Here is a 24,562-nt window from a genome sequence, read left to right on the forward strand (position 1 = left end):
CGCGGGCAGGGGGCCCGCCACGATCGTCGTCCATTCGCAGGAGAGGAAGCGATCGTGAGCAATCAGAAGTACGGCGCCGGCATCTGGCATTTCGCCACCTACGTGGATCGTTATGCCACTGATGGCTACGGTCCACCACGCTCGCTGGTGGAGATGATCGACCTTGCCGGGCAGGTTGATGACCTGTCGGTTGTCGATATCAACTATCCTTTTCCCGGCGGCGAAACCTCGATGGAGAAGATCGAGGAAGCGCTTCGGCGCAACAACCTTACGGTCATCGGGATCACTCCCGAGATCTATACGCGGCGCTTCGCCAAGGGGGCCTTTACCAACCCCGATCCAGGAATTCGCCGCCTTGCCAATGAGATGGTGAACGAGGCGGCCAACGTAGTGCGGCGCTTCAACGCCAGCTATGTCAAGCTCTGGCCCGGTCAGGACGGATGGGACTATCCGTTTCAGGTAGATCACCGCCGGGTCTGGCAGCAGTCGATCGAGGGGGTGGCGGAACTCGCCGAGCAGAACCCGGACCTGCGTTTCGTCATCGAATACAAGCCGCGTGAACCGCGGGTGCATATGAGCTATGACAGCGTTGCACGCACCCTCCTCGGGATCGAAAAGATGGGCGTGCCCAACGTCGGCATCCTGCTGGACTTCGGGCATTCGCTCTATGGCGGCGAAAGCCCCGCCGACGCGGCGCAGCTGGCCATCGACCACGGCCGCCTGTTCGGCATGGACGTGAACGACAACCTGCGCAGCTGGGACGATGACCTGATTGCCGGGTCGGTGCATCCGATCGAGCTGTTCGAGTTCTTCTACACGCTGCGCAAGAACAAGTGGGAGGGCGTCTGGCAGCTTGACCAGTTTCCTTTCCGTGAGGACTCGGTGCGTGCGGCCAATTCCGCGATCGGGTTCCTGAAGGGGATCGAGCGGGCATTGGACAAGCTGGACTTCGAGGCCATGCAAAAGGCGCAGGATGAACATGACGCGGTCACCGCGCTCAAGCTTGCACGCGATGCCCTGTTCACTTCCTACTGATCCCGTGTCCGGACCTGCCCCGGCCCCGGCCCCGGCCCTCGCCGCTGCTGCGGCGCGCGGCTGATGGCCTTGTGCATGCCTGAACCGGACGCCGGCGTACTGGCCCGGCGCGGCGCGATCGTGGCCGCGCTGCGCCGGATCGTGCCCGACGGAGTGATAGATGACGGCGACTGCCTGGCGCCCTACGAATGTGATGGGCTGACCGCCTATCGCCAACGACCGATGGTGGTGGTCCTGCCCGAAACGACGGCGCAGGTGGCGGCCGTGCTTGCCTGGTGCCAGGCGAACGGCGTGAAGGTGGTTCCGCGCGGCGCGGGGACGTCGCTTTCGGGCGGCGCACTCCCGCTGGTCGATGGGGTGCTGCTGGGCATGGCCCGGTTCAACCGCATCCTGGAAGTGGACTATCCCGAGCGAGTGGCGGTGGTCCAGCCGGGCGTGACCAATCTTGCGATCACGCGGGCCGTGGAAGATGCCGGGCTGTACTATGCCCCTGACCCGTCAAGCCAGATCGCCTGCACCATCGGCGGTAATGTGGCGGAAAACTCGGGCGGCGTGCATTGCCTCAAATACGGCCTCACCAGCAACAACGTGCTGGGCGTGGAACTCGTCACCATGGAGGGCGAGGTCCTGCGGCTGGGCGGCAAGGGGCTGGAGCCGCAGGGGCTGGATCTGCTGGGGGTCGTGGTCGGATCGGAGGGCCTGCTGGGTGTCGTGACCGAGGTGACGGTCCGCCTGTTGCCCAAGCCTGAGACGGCCAAGGCCTTGCTGATCGGGTTTTCCAACGTGGAAAGCGCCGGCCAATGCGTTGCCGAGGTGATTGGCGCAGGCATCATCCCGGCGGGCATGGAAATGATGGACCGCGAGGCGGTTCATGCTGCCGAAGCCTTTGTCGGCGCGGGATACCCGCTGGACGTGGAGGCCCTGCTGATCGTCGAGCTGGACGGCCCTGAGGCGGAGTGCGTCCACCTGGTCGGCGAAGTGGAGCGGATCGCGAGGGCGAACGGCGCCGTATCCGTGCGGGCGTCCCGCGACGATGCCGAGCGGGCGGTGTTTTGGGCCGGTCGCAAGGCGGCTTTCCCCGCGGCCGGGAGGATTTCACCCGACTATTATTGCATGGATGGCACGATTCCCCGGCGGCGCTTGCCAGAGGTCCTGCGGCGGATGAAAGAGCTTTCCGCACAGTTCGGCCTTGGCGTGATCAATGTATTCCACGCAGGCGACGGAAATCTGCACCCCCTCATCCTGTACGATGCAAACCGCGACGGCGAATTGGAGCAGGCGGAGGCCTTTGGCGCCGAAATCCTGAAGCTGTGCGTGGAAGTGGGAGGTGTCCTCACGGGCGAGCATGGCGTGGGCGTGGAAAAACGCGACCTGATGCCGACCATGTTTACGCCTGTCGATCTGGCTCACCAGCAGCGAGTCAAATGTGCGTTCGATCCGTCACTGCTGCTAAATCCCGGCAAGGTTTTCCCGCAGCTTCACCGGTGCGCCGAGCTGGGGCGGATGCATGTGCACGGCGGGCAGTTGCCCCATCCCGAACTGCCGCGCATCTGATGCTGCGCCCTTCGACCATAGGCGACCTGTGCGAGATCGTGGCCGACGGCGGCCCGCTTCGGCTGCGCGGCGGGGGCAGCAAGGATGCGATCGGATCTTCGACCGAAGCGGCGGTCGTGGATATGCGCGGGTTTTGCGGAGTGGCGGACTATGACCCGCCCGAACTGGTGCTGACCGTTGGCGCGGGAACGCCGCTGGCCGAGGTCGAGGCGCTGGTGGCCGCAGAGCGGCAGATGCTGGCGTTCGATCCGGTTGATCACGCGCATCTGCTGGGCGGCGAACCGGGGCGGGCGACGATTGGTGGAATTATAGCAGCCGGGGTTGCCGGGCCGGCGCGGTTGAGCCGGGGCGCCGCGCGGGATCACGTCCTTGGCTTCACAGCCGTTTCCGGGCGAGGAGAAGCTTTCGTGGCCGGGGCCAAGGTGGTCAAGAACGTCACGGGATATGACTTGCCCAAGCTCGTCACCGGCAGTTGGGGAAGGCTGGCCGCCTTGACGCAGGTCACTCTGAAGGTGCTGCCTGCGCCGGAGACGAGCGGGACCGTGGTCCTGCGAGGGCAGGATGCGGCGCATGCGCAGGGCGCCATGGCGCGCGCCATGGGAACCGCCGCCGAGGTTTCCGCAGCCGCTCATTTGCCGGACTGGGACGGCGGCGCGGTGACTGCGCTGCGACTGGACGGGTTCGCCCCCTCGGTGCGGGGCCGGATCGAACGGCTGAAGGCGGAAATACCGGCGCTTGAGGTGCTGGAAGACGGGGCGCGGTTATGGGAGGCCGTTCGCCATGCAACGACGCTGCCGCGCAGCCGGCCGCTCTGGCGCTGCATCGTCCCTGCGCGGCAGGCCCCGGTGCTGGTCGATGCGTTGCCTGGCTCCGACTGGTTGTTCGACTGGGCAGGGGGGCTGGTGTGGCTGGCGACCGAGGCTGATCCGGCGCTGGTGCGCAGCGCGGCCGAAGCCGCGGGCGGCCACGCCATGCTTGTGCGCGCCAGCGCAGTGATGCGCGCAGCCGTTCCTGCCCTGCATCCCCAGCCAGCACCTCTTGCGGCGCTGGAGGAGCGGGTGCGCCGCGCCTTTGACCCTGCCGGCGTGTTCGAGACGGGGCGCTTCTGATGCAGACGACGTTTTCTTCCGACCAGCTGGCCGACCCGGCGACGGCCGCGGCAGCGGCGGTGATCCGCAAGTGCGTGCATTGCGGCTTCTGCACTGCAACCTGTCCGACCTATGTCCTGCTGGGCGATGAACTCGACAGTCCGCGCGGGCGAATTTACCTGATGAAGGACATGCTCGAAAACGAGCGGACGCCCAGCGCCGAGGTGGTGAAGCACGTCGACCGGTGCCTGTCATGCCTCTCATGCATGACGACCTGCCCGTCGGGCGTGAACTACATGCACCTCGTCGATCACGCCCGGGCATATATCGAGGCGCGGCACCGGCGGCCTTGGCATGAGCGCCTGCTGCGCGCCGCTCTGGCGCACATCCTGCCTTATCCGGGGCGCTTCAGGCTGGCCTTGGGCACGGCGCGGCTGGCCCGCCCGCTTGCCGGCCCCCTGGCGCGTGTGCCGGCGCTGCGCCCGCTTGCGGCGATGCTGACGCTGGCTCCCGGCCGGGCGGCCAAAACAAGCGATCCGGTTTCAACGCGAGGGGCGCCAGCGGCTGCTGCACGCAAGCGAGGGCGGGTTGCCTTGCTGCAAGGTTGTGCCGAGCCGGTCCTGCGACCGCAGTTCCGCGCGGCAACGGTGCGCCTGTTGACCCGCCTCGGCTATGACGTGGTTTTTGCCAAGGGCGAAGGATGTTGTGGTGCCCTGGTTCACCACATGGGACGCGAGGAAGACGGGCTGGCCGCCGCGCGCCGGAACGTGGACGCCTGGACGCGCGAGATCGAGGCCGGCGGCCTTGATGCCGTGGTCATTACCGCTTCCGGCTGCGGCACGACGATCAAGGACTATGGCTTCATGCTGCGGGGCGATCCCGCCTATGCCGAAAAGGCTGCGCGCGTTTCCGCTCTTGCGCGGGATATAAGCGAACTGCTTGCCGAGGTGGATCTGCCGCCGGGCGATGGGCGCGGGCTGACGGTCGCCTATCAGTCGGCCTGCTCACTGCAGCATGGGCAGAAGGTTGATGACGCGCCGCGCCGGCTTCTGGCCCGTGCCGGCTATGTCGTGCGCACTCCGGCCGAGGCCCATTTGTGCTGCGGTTCGGCGGGAACATACAACATTCTTCAGCCTGACATCGCGGCCCAGCTTGGGGAGCGCAAGGCGGCTCAGCTGGAACGGCTGCAGGCAGACGTGATCGCCACGGGCAACATCGGTTGCGCCATGCAGATCGGCCCGCGCGTGGGGGTTCCGGTCGTCCATACGATTGAACTGCTGGACTGGGCCACGGGCGGCCCGGCGCCGGAACAACTGGCTGCCAGGGCGGCCACGGGAGAGAATTGATGAGAGCGATCACCGCGCTGTTCGCGGCGACCCTGCTGGGCGGGGCACTGCCTGCGGCTGCGCAAACGCCTCCGTTATCGGTGGCTCCGGGCGGTCATTACTTGCTGGCGGGCGGCAAGCCATTCTTCTGGATGGGCGATACCGGCTGGCTGCTGCTGAGCCGGACCAGCCGGGCCGAGGCTGAACGCTATCTGGTTACCCGCAAGCGGCAGGGCTTCAACGTGGTGCAGGTGATGGTCCTGCATACCGAACGCATGGCCAATCCCGCGACGGGAACGGCGCTGGAGAATGGCGACCCGGGCCGCCCCCGGGTGACACCGGGCAGCGATCCTGCCCGTGCAGGCGAATATGACTATTGGGATCATCTCGACTGGGTGGCGCAGCGCGCGGAAGAACTGGGAATCTACCTTGCGCTGGTGCCCTGCTGGGGTTCCATCGCCGACGAGGGCAAGCTGAACCCGCGCAATGCGGCTGCCTACGGCCGTTTTCTGGGTGAGCGATATGGCAGGCGGCCCAACATCATCTGGCTCAACGGCGGGGATACCCGGTCGGAGCAGCGCAGCATCGTGTGGGACGCGCTGGGGGCTGCCATCAAGCAGGCCGACCCGCGGCACCTGATGACGTTCCATCCGATTGGCCGGACGGACTCCGCGTGGCAGTTCCACACCGCGCCGTGGCTTGATTTCAATATGTTCCAGTCAGGACACCGGTCATATGCGCAGGAGGGACCGAGCGCTCACGGCGAGGACAACTGGCGTTACGTTGCCGACGACTGGGTGCGAGTCCCCGCCAAGCCGGTGATCGACGGCGAGCCGAGCTATGAAAACATTCCGCACGGTCTGCACGAACCGGCGCCGCAGCCGCGCTGGCAGGCCGCAGACGCGCGGCGATACGCCTGGTGGGCCGTCATGGCAGGGGCCTTTGGGCACACCTACGGCGAGAACCACGTCATGCAGTTCTTCACGCCCGGCGCGGACACGGCCAATTTCGAGCCGGTGACGCCGTGGACCGAGGCGCTCGAGGCGCCGGGTGCGAACCAGATGCAATTCCTCCGCCGCCTGATCGAATCCCGGCCCATGCTGGAGCGGGTGCCGGACCAGTCGCTGATCGTCGGCAATGGGGTGCGTTACGAGCGGGTGCTGGCGAGCAGGGGCCGCACCTATGCGTTCGCCTATGCCTATACCGGGCGAACCTTCACCATGCGGCTTGGCGCGGTGAGCGGCGGGCAGGTGCGGGCGCAGTGGTATTCCCCTCGAGACGGCGCGGCCGTTCCCATCGGCACTTTTCCCAACCGCGGGGTGCGGCGGTTCGATCCGCCCGGCAATCCCGCGCCGGGCAATGACTGGGTACTGGTTCTGGATGGCGTGAGGGCGAAGTGAGCACCCGTGTCGTTGACCTGCGCGCCGAGAACACGGTGGACCTGCTGGGCACCGAAGTGGAACGGCCGCGTCTTTCGTGGCGGATCGAGGCAGACCGGTCCGGCGTGATGCAAGCCGGCTACCGCCTGCGCGCGGCCGGCAGCATTGCCGCCCTGAACGGCGAAGCAGAGCTGTTGTGGGACAGCGGCGCGGTTGCGGGCAGCGCGAGCTTCGACATCGCCTGGGGTGGGCCGCCACTGAAATCGATGCAGCGCGTCTGGTGGCAGGTTGAGGTGACCGACAACCAGGGCGGAGTGGTCCGCTCCGATCCCGCCTGGTTCGAGCAAGGGCTGCTTTCGGCCGGAGACTGGCGGGCGGATTGGATCGAGGCGGAGGACGACTTTGCCGCCGCCGAGCGCCACGCGGGCGTGGACTGGGTGTGGAGCGAGACGGCGCTGGATAACCGCCCCCACGCATTCCGGCTGGACTTTGATGCGCCTGCGGACCTCACGCGCGCCGAAGTGCTGATCACGGGCAAGGACCACCTGCGCGGCGTCTGGATCAATGGCGCGCCCTCTCCGCTCGAGCGGCCCTTCGACTGGAACACCTACCTCCCGTTCTGGGGCACGCTGGCTGTCTATGCAGGAGAGGTGCGCCCGGGCCGCAATTCGGTCTGCGCGCTGGTCGAGGCGGATACGGTCGGGTTCTTTCCCGTCGACGGCGGCGCGTTTGCCGCTCTGATCCGGCTCTATCGCGCGGATGGCAGCGTGGAGCGGATCGTCAGCCGGGCGTTTCGGGTATGCCCGGCTGCGCCGGAGGGCTGGATCGACCCGGAATTCGACGCGAGCAGCTGGGATGCCGTGGTGGCCAGCACATCAGACGCGCAGGGCGACCCGCGCCCGAGCGAGCCGGCCATGCTGCTGCGCACAGGCTTCGTCGTGGACAAGCAGGTGGCGGAGGCGAGGCTCTATGCCACGGCACTTGGCTCCTATGTGGCCACGATCAACGGGCAGCCCGCGGCCGAGGCCATTCTGGCGCCCGAGATCAGCGTGGCCAAGGACCACGTGCAATATCAGACCTATTGCGTGACCGGGCTGATCGCGCAGGGCGAGAACGTGCTGGGCGCGCTGGTGGGGGATGGCTGGTATGCCAGCCCCTTTGGCTGGCGTATCGAACGCTACGGCTTCGGTCCTGCGCCGAGGCGGTTTCGGGCGCAGCTGCGGATCGACTATACCGATGGCACGAGCTGCTGGGTGACCACAGGGCCGAACTGGCGCATAGCCACGTCGGCCATAGCGAAGTCCGAGATCTACGACGGCGAAATCCGGGACGCCCGTGCCGTGATGCCGGGCTGGGACAGGCCGGGCTTCGATGCGGCGGAATGGGCTTCTGCGCGGGTGGGGGCGGACCCGGGCACGCGACTGGTGGCGCAAACCTCGCCCCTGCTGGAGCGGCGCGGTACCTTGCGGGCGGTGAGCGTCAATGAGCCGGTCTCCGGGCGCTTCGTATTCGACTTCGGGCAAAACTTTCCGGGGTGGGCCCGCATCCGCGCGACCGGGGCGGCAGGGACCAAGATCACGGCCCGCTATGCCGAACTGCTCAACCCGGATGGCACGGCCGACCTTTCCAACCTGCGGCTGGCGGAGGCAACCGACCGCTTCACCCTTGCCGGCGGAGGGGAGGAAGTCTTCGAGCCGACCTTTACCTATCACGGGTTCCGCTATGTCGAGATCAGCGGTTACCCCGGGGTGCCGACGACCGACACAGTCGAAGGCATAGTGGTTCACAGCGCCTGCCGGGAAACCGGGGTCATGACCTTCGCCGATGCGCCGCTGTTGCAGACGATCTGGGAAAATGCGCTCTGGAGCCAGCGATCGAACTTCTTCTCCGTACCCACTGACTGCCCGCAGCGCGACGAGCGCATGGGGTGGATGGGCGATATTCAGGTGTTCCTGGATGCGGCGGCGTTCAACATGGAAGTCGATCCGTTCATCCGTCGCTTCCTGCTGGAAGCGAGGGCAGCGCAGCGGCCCGACGGGGGCTATCCCATTGTCGTGCCGCAGCCGCTGTCCTTTCCGGACGTGGTCACGGCCGGGTGGAGCGAGGCGGGCATAATCCTGCCGTGGCAGTTGTGGCAGCGTTATGGCGACACGGCGGTGATCGATGAGAACTGGGCCGCGATGGAAGCGTGGATGGCCTATGTCGGCCGGGCTAACCCGGATGGCATCTGGCGCAACGAACGCGGTCTGGATCTGGGCGACTGGCTTTCGGTAGATGCGATTAAGCCCGACGACGAGACGACCCCGCGCGCGCTGTGCGCCACTGCATACTGGGCCTGGTGCGCCGACCTGATGGCGCAAATGGCAAGGGCGACCGGGCGCGACGGTGACGCGGCCCGCCACGCGGCGCTGCGGGAACGGATCGGCAATGCCTTTGCCGCCGAGTTCGTGCGGCCTGATGGAACAGCGGGCAACGGCAGTCAGGCCAGTCAGGTCCTGTCGCTGTACATGGGGTTGGTGCCATCCGAATTGCGGGCGGCGGCGGCAGGCATCCTTGCAGCGGACATCCGGGCCCGGGGAATGAAGCTCTCGACCGGGTTCCTCGGAACGCCCTACATCCTTGATGTGCTGGCCGATGCCGGGCGTCACGAGGAAGTGTCGGGTCTGCTGCTCCAGACCGGCTATCCCAGCTGGGGCTATATGCCGAGCCAAGGCGCCACGACCATGTGGGAGCGCTGGAACGGCGACACGGGCGACCTGTCGATGAACAGCTACAACCACTATGCCTTCGGCGCGGTGGTGGGCTTTTTCTACCGCCGTCTGGCCGGCATTGCGCCGGCCGAGCCGGGCTTCCGCAGGATTGCGGCGCGCCCACTGTGGTATCCGGCGGTCGGCCGGGTGGCGGCCCGGTACGAAGCAATCGTGGGCACCATCAGCACCGAAACCGGCGGCGACGAACGCGGCCTGACCCGGTTCCGGCTGTCCATTCCCGCCAATACCACCGCCGAGGTCGAACTGCCGGGTGACGGGTGGCTGCTCGCGGGCAGGGCCGTCGGCAACCGCGCCGAAGTGGGCGGGGGCGATCATGAATTCATCAAATCGGGACAGGACTGAAAACCATGCCGACACTGGGACTCATCCATAACTCGCCGATGCTGGCAGCAGTGTTCAACGAGATCGCGGCGCGCGTGATGCCGGATGACGTGAAGCTCCTGCACTTCGTTGACGAGAGCACGATCAAGAACACCATTGCCGCCGGGTATTTGCAGAAGTCCACGATGCGGCAGGTGATCCGCCTGGTCGGATCGGCCTTCGACGCTGGCTGCGACGTGGCGATGGTAACCTGTTCTTCCATCGGCCGGGCCGTGGACATGGCAGCCGAGCTTTACGATCAGCCGGTCCTGCGGGTGGACCGGGCGATGGCCGACAAGGCGATCGCGACCGGCCGGCGGATCGGCGTCGTTGCCACTCTGCCCACCACCCTCGGCCCCACGGCGGAACTGATCCGGCGCGTCGCCATGGAGCAGGGCCGGGACATCGAGATCGTGGAGCACCTGTGTGAAGGCGCCTTCGATGCCGTGATGGCAGGCGACGGGGCGACTCATGACCGGATCGTGGGGGAAGGGCTGACCCGGGGCATGGAGGGCGTCGATGCCATCGTGCTGGCGCAAGCCTCGATGGCGCGCGTCGTTGCCAGCCTGCCTGAAGGAGCAGTGCAGGCGCCCGTCTATTCCAGCCCGGAACTGGGGATGCAGCGGGCGGCCGAGGTGCTCGCCGGGCTGAAGGCTCGGGAAGCCGGGCGATGAGCAAGCGGCGCATCGTCCTTGGCTTTCTGGCGCTCCTGTCGATCATCACCTTCATCGACCGGCTGGCCATCGCCGTCACCGGGCCGGCCATCCAGAAAGACCTTTCGATCAGCCCGCAGCAATGGGGCTGGGTGCTCAGCGCCTATGTGATCGCCTATGCCGTGTTCGAGATCCCCTCGGGCGCGATGGGTGATCGGCACGGCGTCCGCAAGGAACTGACCCGGATCACGGTATGGTGGTCGTTTTTCACGGCCCTTACTGCGGCCTGCCGCAATTTCTGGCAGTTGGCGGCCGCGCGGTTCCTGTTCGGGCTGGGGGCAGCAGGCGCCTATCCCAACATGACGGGGGTGCTTTATCGCTGGCTCCCGGCGCGCGAACGTGCGCGCGGGCAAGGCGTGATCTGGGCGGCAAGCCGGTTTGGGGGCGGGCTCGCGCCCTTGCTGCTGGTCCCTGCCAACAAGATACTTGGCTGGCAGGCCGTGTTCATCATCCTGGGGGCAGCGGGCTTCGCCTGGAGCATCGGCTGGTGGACCTGGTTTCGCGATCGGCCCGCCGATCAACCCGGCATCACGCCCGAGGAGGTGGCCGAGATCGGCGCGGACGACACAGCCGGGCATGTCGGCACGCCGTGGCGCCAGTTGCTTGGCCTGCCCCAGTTGTGGCTGATCTCCCTTGCCTATCTGTTCTATGCCTTCGGCAGTTGGTTCTTCTTCGGCTGGTTTCCCACCTGGATGGTCAAGGGGGCTGGGTTTACGGTGGACGAGATGGGGCTTTACGGCTCCGTCCCGTTCCTGCTGGGGGTGGTGGGCAATCTGTTGGGCGGCCTGCTGTGTGACCGGTTGGCCGCACGCATGGGCGTCCGCAATGCCTATCGGATGATCGCTTCTTGCTGCCTGATCGTCACTGCCGGCCTGCTTGTGGCGATGAGTCTTGCAACGGACAAGATGGCGGTCGTCGTCCTTGCCGGCATGGCCTTCATGGTGATGGATCTGATGCTCCCCGCGGCGTGGGCCATGTGCATGGCCATCGGCGGAAGATACGGCGGCACGGCATCGGGCGTCATGAACACGGCCGGCAACATCGGCGGGTTCGTTTGTTCGGTGGCCTTCGGCTATGTCGTGGCGGCGACGGGCAATTATGACCTGCCCTTGCAGGGCGTGGCCGCGATGGTCGTGATTGCCGCGGTGCTGTTCGCCCTGATCGACTGTACGCGCGGGCTGGATCACAAGATCAGGGCCGAGCTTCCATGATGAGGAAGGTCGCAGCCACTCTGGCGGCCTTTGTCGGCATGGCGGGCGTGATTATCGCAGCCTCCATCCTCGCCGCATCCGGCGCAATTGCCCGGGAGACGCCTCGTCTCACCGTTTCGGCCAACGGCCGCTACCTTCTGGCGGGCGGAAAGCCGTTTTTCTGGCAGGGCGACACTGCCTGGCTGTTGCTCGCCAAGCTCAACCGCGACGAGACGGAACGCTATCTTGCCGCGCGTGAGGCCCAGGGCTTCAACGTCATTCAGGTGATGATGCTCCACCGGCCGGACATGGCCAATCCCGTGGCCGGGCCTGCGCTGGAGAACGGCGATCTTGCTCGCCCCCGGGTGACGCCGGGCAATGATCCGGCAAAGCCGGGCGAATACGATTACTGGGATCACCTCGACTGGGTGTTTGACCGGGCGGCAGCGCACGGCATCTATATCGCGCTGGTCCCGGTCTGGGGCGACTTTGCCGATTTCCGGCTGTTCAACCCGGAGACCGCGCCAATCATCGGCCGCTTCGTGGCCGAGCGATACAGGAACAAGCCCAACCTCATCTGGGTCAACGGGGGCGATCGCTATGGCGAGCTTTCTCCGCTTGCCTGGAACCGGCTCGGCGAGACGATCCGGGCAAGCGATCCTGTCCACCTGATGACCTACCACCCGGCGGGCAGGGCCAGTTCCTCATGGGCGTTCCACCGCGCTGCCTGGCTGGACTTCAACATGTATCAGTCCGGGCATCAGGACTATGCGCAGGACCAGCAACTGCACGCGAGGGGCGAGGACAACTGGGTCTACACCGCCGACGATCTGTCGCGCCGCCCGCGAAAACCGACCATCGACGGTGAGCCGAGCTACGAGAACATCCCGCACGGGCTTGATCGGGCGCCCGAGCCGCGCTGGACGGCGGCGGATGTGCGGCGTTATGCATGGTGGTCGGTCATGGCGGGCGCGTTCGGCCACACCTATGGCGAGAACAGCGTGATGCAGTTCTTCGTCCGCGGCACCAAGGCCAATGCCTACTGGCCCGAGCTTTCCTGGCAGGAGGCGCTGGATGCACCCGGCGCGCGCCAGATGCACCACCTGAAAGACCTGATCCTGTCCCGCCCGTTTCTGGACCGCATACCGGACCAGTCCCTGATCACTGACAGCGGGCCGCGTTATGCGCGCGTCGCCGCAAGCCGGGGACGCAGCTACGCCATTGCCTATACCTGGACCGGCCGCCCCTTCCACGTGAAGATGGGCAAGATCAGCGGAGGCCGGGTGCGAGCCTCGTGGTTCGATCCGCGGACCGGCCGGTTCACCCCCATCGGCACTTTTGCCAATCGCGGCGTTCGTCGTTTCACCCCGCCGGGCAGGCCTTCGCCCGGGAACGACTGGGCGCTTGTGCTGGATGATGCGCGAGGATTGAAATGAAAGCGAAACTGATCGCGGCTGCCGGCCTGTTGCTTGTGCCGTCGTCTGCGGTGCTGGCTGCCGATCCGGCCGTTCAGAAGGCCGCGCCGCCCGCCCTTGCCGTGGCGCATGAGCGTGTGTGGCTGGGTTCGGCGTGGTATCCCGAGCAGTGGCCTGAGACGGCCTGGGAAGAGGACCTGGGCCTCATGCAGGCCCACGGCGCGAATGTCGTGCGCATCGGAGAGTATGCGTGGAGCCGTCTGGAGCCGGAGGAAGGGCACTATGACATGGCCTGGCTGGTTCGCGCGGTCCGGCTGGCCGGGCGTCACGGGATCAAGGTGGTGGTAGGTACGCCGACCGACACGCCGCCGGCGTGGCTTACCCAGAAATACCCCGACACCCTGCAGGTCGACGGAACCGGGCGGCGGCTGGGGCACGGCGGGCGCCGGCAGTTCTCGATTTCGTCGGCCCGCTATCGCGACCTTGCCCGCGACATCGTGACCCGCATGGCGCAGGCCCTGAAGGACGAGCCGAACGTGATCGGCTGGCAAATCGGGAATGAGCCGACGGACGAGAGCTATGACGCCGAGGCGCGGGCGCACTGGATCGATTGGCTGAAGGCGCGCTACGGCACGCTGGACCGGCTTAACGATGCCTGGGCCACGGCATACTGGTCGCAGACCTATACTGCCTGGGATCAGGTGCCGTTCAACACCGATAAGGCCAATCCCGGCTGGATGCTGGAGCTGAAGCGCTTCATCACCGCCGAATGGCGGGCCTTTCACCGTAACCAGATCGACGCGATCCGCGCGGTGGTGGGGGGGCGGCAGTTCGTCACCATCAACTTCGGCGGGCTGGGCTGGGCCAACCGGTTTGACCGTTATGAGATGAACCGCGATCTCGATCTCGCATCGTGGGACGAATATGTGGGCATGGGGCACCTGAAGCCCGACCGCATGGGTGCGTCACACGATCTGGTTCGCGGCTGGAAGCGGCAGAACTTCTGGGTGATGGAAACCCAGCCGGGTTTCGTGAACTGGGCCCCGGTCAGCAATATGCTCTACCCCGGAGAAACGCGGGCGGCCGCTTGGCAGGCGGTCGGCCACGGGGCCGACGCGGTACTGTACTGGCAATGGCGAAACGCGCTCAACGGGCAGGAAACCATGCACGGCTCCATCGTGGGGCCGGACGGAAAGCCACTGCCGATCTATGCCGAGATCCAGCAGATCGGCCGGGAAATGAAGGCTGCCTCGGGCGCGCTCGCCGGGACCTCGCCATCGTCGCAGGTGGCGATCCTGCAGGACTATGCCAGCCGCTGGGCGATCGATTTCCAGCTGCACCACAAGGACTATGACCAGATCGAGGCCTTGCTCGGCTATTACCGGCCGTTGAAGCAGGACCTGGGGGCTGTCGACATCGTGGCGGCGGCAGATGCGCCGCTGGCCGGCTACAAGCTCGTCGTGGCGCCCAGCCTCAATGTGATCACCGACGACATGGCCCGGCGTCTTGACGCCTACGTCAGAGGCGGCGGCAACCTGGTGCTCGGGCCGCGATCGGGAATGAAGGATGAGTTCAATCGCCTGAATCCCGTGCGCCAGCCGGGGCCGCTCGCGTCACTGCTGGGGGGGCAGGTGGAGCAGTTCTATGCCCTAGATGAGCCGATCGAGGTCGGCCCGGGCAAGGCGCGGATATGGGCCGAGATGCTCGCTGTCGGCGGGCCGGATGTCGAGGTAGTGCTGCGTTATGGCAAGGCGAACGGCTGGCTGGACGGCAAGCCCGCAGTGATCCGGCGCAAGGTGGGCAAGGGAACGATCACCTATGTCGGGGCGCTCGTGGATGATGCCGTCATGCACAGTTTGATCGGTGGCGCTATGGATGCGGCCGGCGTGCTGCGGGATTTCGCGGTGCCGGAAAGCGTTGAACTGATGACGCGCGATGGGGCGGGCAAGCGCATCGTCGTGCTGGTGAACCACGGGAAGGAGAGCCGCGAGGTCGCGCTGCCGGAGCAGATGACGGACCTGCTGGGGCGCGGCAAGGTGAAGCAGGTGAGCCTGCCCGCCGAAGGCGTGGCAGTGCTTCAGAGATGACAGGCTGATGTTACGAAGCGGTCCCCAGCCGGACCGCTTCGAAGAAGCCTTCGCCGCCCATCTGGCCCCCTTTGAGGACGAGTTCCAGCCCGTCGATCAGGGGATCGGCGGAGTGAGCGGTGACCAGCGGGGCACCCGGCTCCAGCGGCGCCGCCCAGGTGAGTGCGTCAATGCCAAGCTGCGCAACCCCGTGGCTGGACGTGTCCCCGCCGGCAAACAGCACGCGGTTCAGACCGGCTTGCCGGACCAGTCGGCGGGCAACCCGGCCGAGCGCCTGACCCAGCCTCTCTCCCGCCGCAGGGGCTGCGGTGCCGAGCGGTCCTTCTGCAGTGTGCAGCAGGGCCTTTCCCTTGCTTTGAAGGGCATCGAGAGCAGCTGCGACCAGGCGGTCCTCTTCGGCCGCGGAACCCGAGAGAAGAGCCGCAACCTCGGCGCGCGTGGCGGAAAACCCGTCTGCCGCGCTGCGCTCTATCTGGCGGGCGGTGACTGGTGAGCAGCTGCCGCTTACGACCAGAAGCCTATCGACCGCTCGGGCGCGGGCCTGTGGGGGCGCGGCGTCTATCAATCCGGCGTGCCGCCACGCCAGCACCAGCGCACGGGTGACCCCGGAGCTGCCGACGGCAAAGCGGACCTGCCGCGCGAGCAGGACGGCCCCGGCTGCGCTGACATCGTCCATGGTGATGCCGTCAAACAGAACGGCATCAGTATCGGCCTTGTCGAAGGCGGTGTCCGCCGTTCCGCTGCGGATATCCTCCAGGGAGGCCAGGGCAATGCGGGCATCGGTCTGGCCGGCAAGATGGCGGACGAGATCGGCCTCGTGCATCGGGGTGACCGGGTGCCGCGACATCGTGGGATGGCGATCGATCCGGTGAACGACGCTGCCAGCCGCTGCGAACAGGTTGCCGAAGACGACATAACGCCGCAGGTGCGGCGCGGCCACCAGGATGGCGGCACGCCCGCCAAATGCCTCTCTGCCAAGATCCAGCGCGCGGCCGATCGACCCGATCTGAGGGCTGGAGTCAAAGGTGGAGCAGGTCTTGTAGTGAACCGTCACCGCGTCGCGCAAAGCGGAATAGGCGTCGGGCAGGTGTGCGTCCATCCAGCCGGGCGAACGGCTGCGGCTGTCGCCCGCAATGCCGATCGCGCGCACCCCGGCGAAGCGGGCGCGAAGCTCCGCATCCGGCTGGCTCAGGAACAGAACCGCCGGAACGCCGCCTTCGGCCAACTGTTCCAGTACGTCGGTGGAGCCGGTGAAATCGTCTCCGTAATATCCGTAGAGCAGGCTCACCCGCTGAACGCCTCCAACGCGGCCTTCAGCTCGGGCGACTTCCCTGCCGCTTCGGCGGCCGGGATCCCCGCAACGGCGGCGTCCCATGCCTGCCGCAATGCGCGCACGCCAGCGGCAGGACCGGCGGGGTGAGCCATGATTCCACCGCCTGCGGCAAAGATGCAGTCAATGCTGCCCAGCGCCGCGAAGGTCGGCGCGGCTTGCCGTGCCGACTGGCCGGAGGAGAACACCGGCATGATCCTGCAATCCTTGTGCGGGGCAGGGAACATTGGCGTCAGACATTCCCGGGCGGAGGCGATCACGCTGTCATCGGATTCGCAGAACTTGTTGTCGATCCCGTTCACATGAGTGTGGTCGATCCCGGCAAGCCGCCAGAGTTTCTGGAAGGCGATGTAGCTCATCCCAATGGCTGGTGAGCGTCCCAGCATGCCCCAGCCGTTGCGGTGCCCGTGGATAGGCAGCTGCGAATGGGCGCGCAGCACCTTCATCGCCGGCAAGCCGATGGAGTTCATGCTGGCCATGATGCAGGTCCCGCCCTCTGCCACGACATGATCATGGCGGGCCAACATCTCGTCGATGTCGCCGGTCAGGTTGGCGGCATACATCACCTTCTTGCCCGTGCGGTCGGCATGATCGTTGATCACGCGCATCACGGCCGAAATCCTGGCATTGAACGGGCAATGGGGGCCGTCGCCCTGAAGTTCGTCGTCCTTGATGAAGTCTATCCCGGCCTCGATCAGGCCGCGCACCTGTTCTGCCGTGGCCTCTGGCGAGAGCCCGACGCTCGGTTTTATGATGGTGCCGATGATGGGGCGGTCAAATACGCCCGCAAGGCGCCGGGTGCCCTCGATCCCGAATTGCGGCCCCTGATAACGGGTCAGGAACTCGGGCGGGAAGCGTACGTCGATCAGGCGCAGGCCCGAAAATGCCTTGAGCTCGCTCAGGTTGCCGTTGATCGCTGCCAGGACGTTCGGCAGCGACAGCCCCATGTTCGAGATTGGCCAGGAAAGCGTCACGCGGGCCGCCCGGCGGGTCGCATCGCCGGACCGGGGCAGGCCTGAGCCGGGCAGCGAAGGCGCCGTCACTTCGCCCAGTTCGACAATTTCCTCCACCCGCGCGGCGTGGGCTTCGCGCAGTTCGTCTGTTTCGCCCGGTACGCGAACGAACGTGCCGGTCGACTGCTCACCCGCCATAGTCTCCGCCGCCTGTTGGAGGGGGAAGGCGGTTTCGATCCAGTAGGTTGCGTAGATGCGCGGTTCGGCCATCATGCGGTCCTGAAGTAAGTGGCCGATCGCTCGGTATCCACGGCGTAATAGGGGACGAAGGCCAGATCGCGATCTCCCACGCGGGTCCGATAGCCTTCGGGCTGGCCCGGCATCGGCTCCAGAGCCTGCGGCAGGGCGATCGGCTGCTGGTCTATCCCCTCCCAGGGATTGATGCCCACATACATCACCGCGCCCCGCATGACGGCAGCGAGGTTCGGGTTCTGGTCATCGATCGGGAGCGTCCGCAGCGGCTGCGGGATGACAAGGTCGATCACGTCGCCGGCCTTCCAGGTGCGGCTGATGACCGCCAGCTGGCCGGGCGTGGCCGGGTGCGGGGCGCCGTTTACCTTCAACGTGGCGCCTCTTGTCCACGCGGGAATCCGCAATTTCATGGCGAAACGACCGTTGCCGGCCTTGCGGACCCGCAGCTTCACGGAATTCGCGGCGGGGTAGCTTGTCTCCTGAACAACCTCCACGGCGCCGCCCGGCCGATCCCACGTCACTTCCGAAGGCGCGTAGAGATTGACCAGCAGGTTGTCGTCGTCATGGAAGTACAGGTTGAGCACGTAGTCGGCCACGCCCTGGACCAGCGTGCCCGAACAGCAGGGCCACTTCTGGAAATAGTAGCGCTTTTCACCCGCCGATCCGTAGTCCGAGTAGTAGGGATAGCCGCCGTCGCTATCGGGCAGGCGCGTCGCCAGCATCGTATTGTAGAGCGTCCGCTCAAGTCCGTCGCCATACTGCGGCGCGCCGGTGAAGCGGATGAGATAACGGGCGAGCTTGAGGTCTGCGAAAGAACCGCACGGCGTTTCGAAATGCGCTTTCGATGTCTTGAGGCTCGCCGCCAGCTTGCCCTGATGCAGATGCACGAACTGTTCTTCAGGCCCCCACCCGCCAGACGCGAACCGCTGCGGTTCCATGAACTTCCAGGCGTTTTCAAGCGCGCGGCGGTACTTGGCGTCGCCCAGGTGGAGATAGGCCTGTGCGCCGGAACTGAGCGCGATGGTATGGCTGTAGGCGTGCTTCTCGGGCAGCACGTCCTGCCCGGCCGCCAGCGGATCGAACCATTCCTTGTCGAGCAGGTAATGGATGGCCATCTGCCGATAGCGATCATCGCCGGTTATGTCGGCAACGTGGAAGAGGTTTTCCGGCAGGACATAGGTTTCGTCGTAAGGCGGGTTCACTTTCCCGATCCGGTCGCGCGAGACGGGCGAGATGTAGGGGCGGCACTTCTCGATGATGATCGGCAGCAGGCTCTTCGCCTGCTCCACGCCTGACAGACGATAGGCGTCGATCATGCCCACCACGTACTTGTCCATGACATAGGCGGCCCACTGCTCCTGCGCCTTGGGGCCGGCGTAGGGGTTGCTTGCCTTGACGAAGGCCTCGCCAAAGCCGCGAACGAGCGCGGCTACCTTGGCGTGTATCATCTTGTCCCCGGTCGTGGCGCCCAACCGGGCGAGGCCCGAGATATACTGGCCAAGAGTCAGCCCCGGTACGAACCCGTCGCGGTCATACCAGCCGCCCATGTTCGGGCCGGGAGCCGGAAGACCGGCGTTTTCGCGGAAGACCTTGAGGATACGGTCGTTATCCAGCGCAAGATAGTGCGACTGGATGTGGTCGTAATGCGCCTTGAGCCGCCCGCCGGTGAGACGGACCTTGCCGTAGGCAAATTCGTGCATCACTTCCTTGCCGGGCAGAGCCGCAGCATGAGCGGCGGGAACCAGGCCCGGCATGCCCAGGGCGCTGCCGGCGGTGGCGCAGATGCTGCAGTGTATCAGCGAACGGCGCGACAATGCCGTATCGGTCAGGCCTTTCATGCGATGATCCTCGTCTTGGGTTCCACGCTTTCGGTGGTTTTGCCGGATCATAGGCAGACATGGATGCGAAAGCAATCGAAAGTGAAACGAAAAAATAGGAAGAGTAGTGCTTGGCGCCGAGCGTTCCGGCATTCTCAGCCCAGTGCGTCTAGCGCCACTCTGTCGGCTGCATTGCGCCAATGCCAGTGCGGGTAGATCTCGGGCGGACTGGTCAGTTCGTCGAGCTGCTGCACCACCTCCGCCGGCAGGACCAGGCTGACCGCCCCGAGGTTGTCCGCCAGCTGCTCTCGCCGGGACGCTCCGAGGATCACGCTGTCTATTGGTCTAGTCAGCAGCCAGGCGAGCGCCACCTGTGCCGGTGTAGCGCCAAGTTCCGCCGCACTGGCCCGCAATAGGTCCACCACGGCAAAGCCGGTCGCCGGATCGAAGGGGATCGGCTGGCCTGCAGCCAGGCGGTCGGCAGGGTCAGCCGCCTGGCCCTGCCGATATTTCCCTGAAAGGAACCCGCCGGCAAGCGGACTCCACGCCGTGATGCCGATGCCATAACGATCCTGCATCGGCATGAGATCGCGTTCTATGTCCCTGCCAAGCAGGGAATAATACATCTGGCCGTGAGTGAACTGCGCCCATCCCCTCGCTTTCTGGATTTCGAGCGCGGCTGCCACTTTCCAGGCAGGCCAGTTGGAAAAGCCAAGATAGCGCGCCTTGCCCGATCGCACGACCGCATCGAGGGCGGCCAGCGTTTCTTCCAGCGGAGTGCGCGGGTCATCGTTGTGCGCGATGTAAACGTCGATCCAGTCGGTCTTGAGGCGGCGCAGGCTCTGGTCCACCGCCCAGGCGATGTGGCGGGCGCTCAGGCCCGCCTGCACCAGCGGCGCGCCCATGCGCGACATGACCTTTGTGGCGATCACCACATTGTCACGACCCGAAGCCAGAACGCGCCCAAGCTCCTCTTCCGACTGGCCCGCCGCATAGATATCGGCCGTGTCGAAGAAATTGATCCCGGCGTCCAGCGCCTGCCCGACCAGTCGGTCGGCATCGGCGCCCTGAACCTTGGCTATTCCGCCCATCGTGTTCCCGCGCGTCAGGGTCAGCGCGCCGAAGGCCATGCGGGAGACGATAAGCCCCGTATTGCCGAGCAGGGTATATTTCATCGCGCGCCTCGTCCTGAAGGTTTCCGGAAGGTGAGTTCATCGGCGAAGACCAGCCGAACGGGGCCAAGCAGCCCGGAGTCGAGCAGTGGTTCATCCGGCCGGTAGAAGGTCCAGGTGCTGAAAGTGACGCGCCCTCCGGCGGGCTTGGGCGCTCCGGCCGTGTACCATGCGGGCAATCGGGTGATCTTGCGGGCCATGACCTGACCCTGGCTGCCATCTTGCCGCTTGCCTTCGCCGATTGGCCATTCGGCATCGGTGTAGGGGTCTTCCTCCGGCAGCGCGGCATCCCCGATCATGCGGTTGGCCCAAAGGTTCGTGACCGCAAGCGAGATTGTGTTTCGGCCGGGTCGAACCGCATCGGTAATGTCGACCCGGAACGGCTCCTTCCACAGGGTGCCGAGGTCCACGTCGTTTACGCGCACGCCCGCGATCACTTCTACACGCCCGAGATCGAGGAACACCCGCCGTCCCTTGGCCAAGGCCGACGCCGGGACTTCGATGGTTCGCCGGTAGGTGGCGGTACCCGAAAAATGGCGCACAGAGGGGGCGGGATTACGGCTCAGGCTTTCCAGCGCGGTGAGCCGGATCTGATCGGGGGCGCCGCGACCGGGCTCGAACGAAACGACCCAGCCGCCGCCGAGCGTTATGGGTGTGGGCACCCGGGCTGTCGCCGAGCTGCCATCGGCAGTGGTATAGCGGCCGCTCGCCCAGGCGAGGGCCTGAAGTGTCCCGTCAGGACCTCTTTCCAGCGTGGCAGGAGTCGGACCGATCGCCGGCGCGGGAGGGCCGCCAGCGGCAAGGGCTTCGATTTCCGCCGCGCTGAAGGCGCGGTCATCGGTTCGCAGCGGCGAGGCGTTTCCATCGAAGAAATAGGTCACGCCAACCGGCGCGGGAGGATCATTTCCCCCGGCAAACACCCGCTTGCCGCTTGGAAGGCCGGTGCGCACCAGCTTGCCATCGAGGTAAAGCCGCGGTGTACCCTTGTCATAGACGAGCGCGACATGGGTCCAACCCGAAACAGGGGTGTGGCTGACGAGGACTGCGGGTGCAGACCGCGGGGAGCCACGCTCTATGACCACGGCGCCATTCCGCCCAAGGGCCAGGCCGGCGATCGCCGTCCCGTCCCCGTGGATGTCGCTGCCGGACCTCGCGTTGATCAGGTAGTTCTTGCCAGTCTCGTCGATGCGCCCCTGCGTGGATTCACGAGGCATGGCACGCAGGTCGATGTCCGGCTTTGCCCAGAGCGACAGGGTGAAGCTGTCTGATGGAGCGCTGGCCGGGGCCACCGCGGGCGCGGGCAGGGCTGGGCCCGCGAAGGGCTTGCCGTTCAGCGCGGCCCAGCCAAGTGCGCCTTGCGCCGCCTCTCGGCCCAGCATCACGAATGTCGAGCCCGCAGGGGGCAGGTTGAACGATACGGTGGTTCTCTGGTCATCGCTGGTGAACAGCGCAGGGTGCGAGATGGTGCCGGTTTCCGCGTTCCAGAGTTCGGGCACGGCGCGGCCCACGCGCAGGCTGCAGGTGACGGATTCGGCCCTGCGCTGGCGGTTGGCAACGAAGTAGAGGTCCCGTGGGCCGATCCGGCGGTGCAGCCAGACCACCTGCCCGTCAGCACTGGCGGTGCGGCACTCGGCGTCCGGCCTCACGCCAAGCGTCGTCAGCGCCGAAAGAACGCCACCTTCGGGAAAGACCCAGCCTGCGCCATGTTTGCGCGGCTCGCGGCCCGTGCCCCACAGGGCATCGACATCGGCGCGAAATACGGCGTCGTCGGCGTCCTTTCCGGAAAGGGGGAGGGGATGCCCCGGCCGGGGGCCAAGCACCGCCGCCCCTTGCTCCGCCAGTTGCCGGAGGCGCGCGGCAAGTTGCGGCGTCATGCTGGACAGCGTCGCAGGCAACACCAGCAGGCGGTATTCTGCGCCGTCCGGAAGGACAATGCGGCCGTTTCGCACCGTCGCCTGGGTCAGCAGAACTTCCGCGTTGACCAGATCGTAGCTGTAGCCGGGCGGAATCTGCGGATCGAAATACTGGCCGATGCGCGGGTTGGCGTCGGGCGACACGTCGGGGCGGACATATTCAGCCTGATAGGGCGTCTCCTCCCCGGTAAAGAACAGCACGTCGGCGACATAGGTGCCCTGACGGAGCAGGTACTGCGCCCGCGAAAGGTATTCCATCCACGGCTTCGCCTGGGCGAACCATGTGTTCGACCGGTCCAGATTGATCCCCCACGGACCCATTGTCATGCCCGGCGCCGCGGTGGGGTTTGGCTGATGGGCATAGCGGTGGAAGATGATCTGGTTCAGGCCCAGTGCGAACATCTGGTCGCCCAGCGCCTTCATGGCATAGGGATAGTCCTGCCATCGGCTCGTCTGCGCCTCGCCCGTAAAACTTTCGGCCGCAACAACCGGCCGGCCATAAACGTGGGCGGCGGACGAGACCATCTTGAGCGTACGGTTGTCCGTCCACGGAGTGCGGGTCCAGAACTCGCTGGTCGGCACTTCGGTGCGGCCGGACACCTGCAGGGAATCGAACGGCCCGGGGCCATAGGGCTCCGCGTAGAAGTGCAGGCCGAGCGCCTGGGCGCGGGTCTGCATCCTGCCATAATAGTTCTCCGCCATCAGGTCGGCGAGGGTGCGACGAAAATCGAACAGGAAGCGTTCGGACGTGTCGCTGTCCCCCACCACGCGGCCGGTCAGAGCGGGTAGATAGGGGACGAGGGAGTAGCCGGTCCGCGCCTTGAACTCGGCGGGCAGTCCGGCTGTCCAGTTCTGCAGGCCGGCTTCGTAGCTGTCGATCATCACGCGATCGAAGGTCGTGCCCAGATGCTTGCCCGCTGCCCGGGCCAGACGCCCTATCGTGCTGTCGAACTGGAAATCGACCGCCGCCCGATCGAACTTGTCGACCTCTAGCCCCCGGCCGCTGTCGGACGCCGCGACGTTGAGATGGCCCGTGGTGGTGTGGCCGAACCGCAGGACCGTCCAGCGGCCCGGCGGCGGGGTCCAGCGCAGGACTCCGCCCGCGTCCACCCTCGCGGTCAGGTCGATCACCTTGCTGGGGTCGATGGAGTCGGCTGGTCGGCCCGACGGGTGAACTTCCACAGCCGGACTCATGCGGAAGAGGTGCTCACCCTTCAGTTCCCAGCCCGGCAGGCGGGGGCTAGCGTGAAACAGGGCTTCGGCCAGCACCAGCGGCGCCGCCGGCGTGATCCGGAAGTAACGTGCCGCAATCGGGGGAAAGTTCACCGTCGCAGGCGCCTCGATCCCGCGCTCCGGCTGGGCGGGAGCGCCCGCAGCGGCGAGGCGGGTCCAGTCTTGGCCGTCGACCGACGCTTCGACCGTCGTAGAGAACGGGCCGGAGTCGGGACCGGCGTAAAGCGTCACCGCGCTCGCGGTAAACGGCGCGCGCATCTTCACGATCAGCGGGGCGGTCGGGCCGATCCGGACCGAGGTGTGGAGATCGCGATCCGTCAGGATGCCGGGGGCAACGTCGCCCGTAGCCTGCATGGACTGGATCGCATCCAGATAGACGGCGTCGTCTCCGGAACTGGCGGGGTAGGCGATCACGGCGGCATCGCGATAAAAGCCAAGCTTCGTATAGGGTTGGGCCAGCCTGACGGTAATCGACCGCCCGCCGCTGACGGTGGTTTCAGTCCAGACCGCCTGCTGCATCGAGCGTTCCGGCGTGATCCACGGACCGCCTGACGAGGACCACCCCGGGGCATTGTGGACACCGACCTTGATGCCCAGTTCGGCCGCCTTGTCCATCATGTGGGTCATCAGGCCGAACCAATCCCGGCTCAGGTAGTCGACAGGCCCCTTGGGCACATCGTTGCTGCCATCGAACACCATGACGCTACCGATCCCGACATCGTGCATGGCGGTAAGGTCGGCATCGATCCCGGCCTGGGTCACGTTGCCGTTCATCCAGTGGTAGAACGTGCCCGGCCGCGTTTCTGGCGGCGGATTGCGGAATTCTGCAGCAGAAGGGCCGTCCGGCCGGCCTTCCGGCGCGGCCTGTCCCTGCGCGCCCGCACTGCTCACCGAGAGCGCGAGCACGCATCCCGCCAGCCACTTCCCTCTGCCTGCCATGCCTCTCACCCTCTGCGGCCTGCCTTGTTGTGAAAG

General features: G+C 66.2%; 15 protein-coding genes. 10 read left to right on the forward strand and 5 right to left on the reverse strand.

Translation table 11 applies throughout. The annotated features are described in order from the left end of the window. Positions 1–54 precede the first annotated feature (54 nt). The 10 genes from H7F51_RS01570 to H7F51_RS01615 all read left to right on the forward strand — a co-directional run bounded on the left by H7F51_RS01570 (position 55) and on the right by H7F51_RS01615 (position 14,917). Complete coding sequence (locus tag H7F51_RS01570; RefSeq protein ID WP_185662440.1) at positions 55–1,035, forward strand: TIM barrel protein; 981 nt, start codon at positions 55–57, stop codon at positions 1,033–1,035. 75 nt (positions 1,036–1,110) lie between these two features. Next, on the forward strand, positions 1,111–2,589 hold the full coding sequence (locus H7F51_RS01575; protein ID WP_246447577.1) for an FAD-linked oxidase C-terminal domain-containing protein: 1,479 nt from the start codon (positions 1,111–1,113) through the stop codon (positions 2,587–2,589). Beyond that, positions 2,589–3,698, forward strand: a complete 1,110-nt coding sequence (gene glcE, locus H7F51_RS01580) for a glycolate oxidase subunit GlcE (protein WP_185662442.1) — start codon at positions 2,589–2,591, stop codon at positions 3,696–3,698. The genes H7F51_RS01575 and glcE overlap by 1 nt, the downstream gene beginning before the upstream one ends. Continuing rightward, complete coding sequence (glcF, locus tag H7F51_RS01585) at positions 3,698–5,023, forward strand: glycolate oxidase subunit GlcF (protein ID WP_185662443.1); 1,326 nt, start codon at positions 3,698–3,700, stop codon at positions 5,021–5,023. The genes glcE and glcF overlap by 1 nt, the downstream gene beginning before the upstream one ends. Continuing rightward, complete coding sequence (locus H7F51_RS01590; protein ID WP_185662444.1) at positions 5,023–6,402, forward strand: glycoside hydrolase family 140 protein; 1,380 nt, start codon at positions 5,023–5,025, stop codon at positions 6,400–6,402. The genes glcF and H7F51_RS01590 overlap by 1 nt, the downstream gene beginning before the upstream one ends. Next, positions 6,399–9,494, forward strand: a complete 3,096-nt coding sequence (locus H7F51_RS01595) for a family 78 glycoside hydrolase catalytic domain (RefSeq protein WP_185662445.1) — start codon at positions 6,399–6,401, stop codon at positions 9,492–9,494. Before H7F51_RS01590 ends, H7F51_RS01595 begins: the two co-directional genes overlap by 4 nt. A gap of 5 nt (positions 9,495–9,499) precedes the next feature. Next, positions 9,500–10,186 carry an aspartate/glutamate racemase family protein gene (locus H7F51_RS01600; RefSeq protein WP_185662446.1) on the forward strand — a complete coding sequence of 229 codons (687 nt, stop codon included), beginning with the start codon at positions 9,500–9,502 and terminating at the stop codon, positions 10,184–10,186. Continuing rightward, positions 10,183–11,436 carry an MFS transporter gene (locus H7F51_RS01605; protein WP_185662447.1) on the forward strand — a complete coding sequence of 418 codons (1,254 nt, stop codon included), beginning with the start codon at positions 10,183–10,185 and terminating at the stop codon, positions 11,434–11,436. Before H7F51_RS01600 ends, H7F51_RS01605 begins: the two co-directional genes overlap by 4 nt. Next, entirely contained in the window at positions 11,436–12,851 is a 1,416-nt protein-coding gene (locus H7F51_RS01610) for a glycoside hydrolase family 140 protein (protein ID WP_246447578.1), read from the forward strand. The genes H7F51_RS01605 and H7F51_RS01610 overlap by 1 nt, the downstream gene beginning before the upstream one ends. Beyond that, positions 12,848–14,917 (forward strand): beta-galactosidase, encoded by a 2,070-nt coding sequence (locus H7F51_RS01615; RefSeq protein ID WP_185662448.1) that lies wholly within the window; start codon positions 12,848–12,850, stop codon positions 14,915–14,917. Before H7F51_RS01610 ends, H7F51_RS01615 begins: the two co-directional genes overlap by 4 nt. A gap of 10 nt (positions 14,918–14,927) precedes the next feature. Here the strand turns inward: H7F51_RS01615 and H7F51_RS01620 are convergent, their stop codons facing one another. The 5 genes from H7F51_RS01620 to H7F51_RS01640 form a co-directional block, all read right to left on the reverse strand. Further along, positions 14,928–16,205, reverse strand: a complete 1,278-nt coding sequence (locus H7F51_RS01620) for a four-carbon acid sugar kinase family protein (protein WP_221773942.1) — start codon at positions 16,203–16,205, stop codon at positions 14,928–14,930. After that, complete coding sequence (locus tag H7F51_RS01625; RefSeq protein WP_343061165.1) at positions 16,202–17,473, reverse strand: ribulose-bisphosphate carboxylase large subunit family protein; 1,272 nt, start codon at positions 17,471–17,473, stop codon at positions 16,202–16,204. The genes H7F51_RS01620 and H7F51_RS01625 overlap by 4 nt, the downstream gene beginning before the upstream one ends. Continuing rightward, complete coding sequence (locus H7F51_RS01630) at positions 17,470–19,290, reverse strand: beta-L-arabinofuranosidase domain-containing protein (protein WP_185662451.1); 1,821 nt, start codon at positions 19,288–19,290, stop codon at positions 17,470–17,472. The genes H7F51_RS01625 and H7F51_RS01630 overlap by 4 nt, the downstream gene beginning before the upstream one ends. A 134-nt stretch (positions 19,291–19,424) precedes the next feature. Then, on the reverse strand, positions 19,425–20,444 hold the full coding sequence (locus H7F51_RS01635) for an aldo/keto reductase (protein ID WP_185662452.1): 1,020 nt from the start codon (positions 20,442–20,444) through the stop codon (positions 19,425–19,427). Beyond that, complete coding sequence (locus tag H7F51_RS01640) at positions 20,441–24,526, reverse strand: glycosyl hydrolase (protein WP_185662453.1); 4,086 nt, start codon at positions 24,524–24,526, stop codon at positions 20,441–20,443. Before H7F51_RS01640 ends, H7F51_RS01635 begins: the two co-directional genes overlap by 4 nt. Positions 24,527–24,562 lie beyond the last annotated feature (36 nt).

Source organism: Novosphingobium flavum (assembly GCF_014230315.1).
Classification (GTDB): domain Bacteria; phylum Pseudomonadota; class Alphaproteobacteria; order Sphingomonadales; family Sphingomonadaceae; genus Novosphingobium; species Novosphingobium flavum.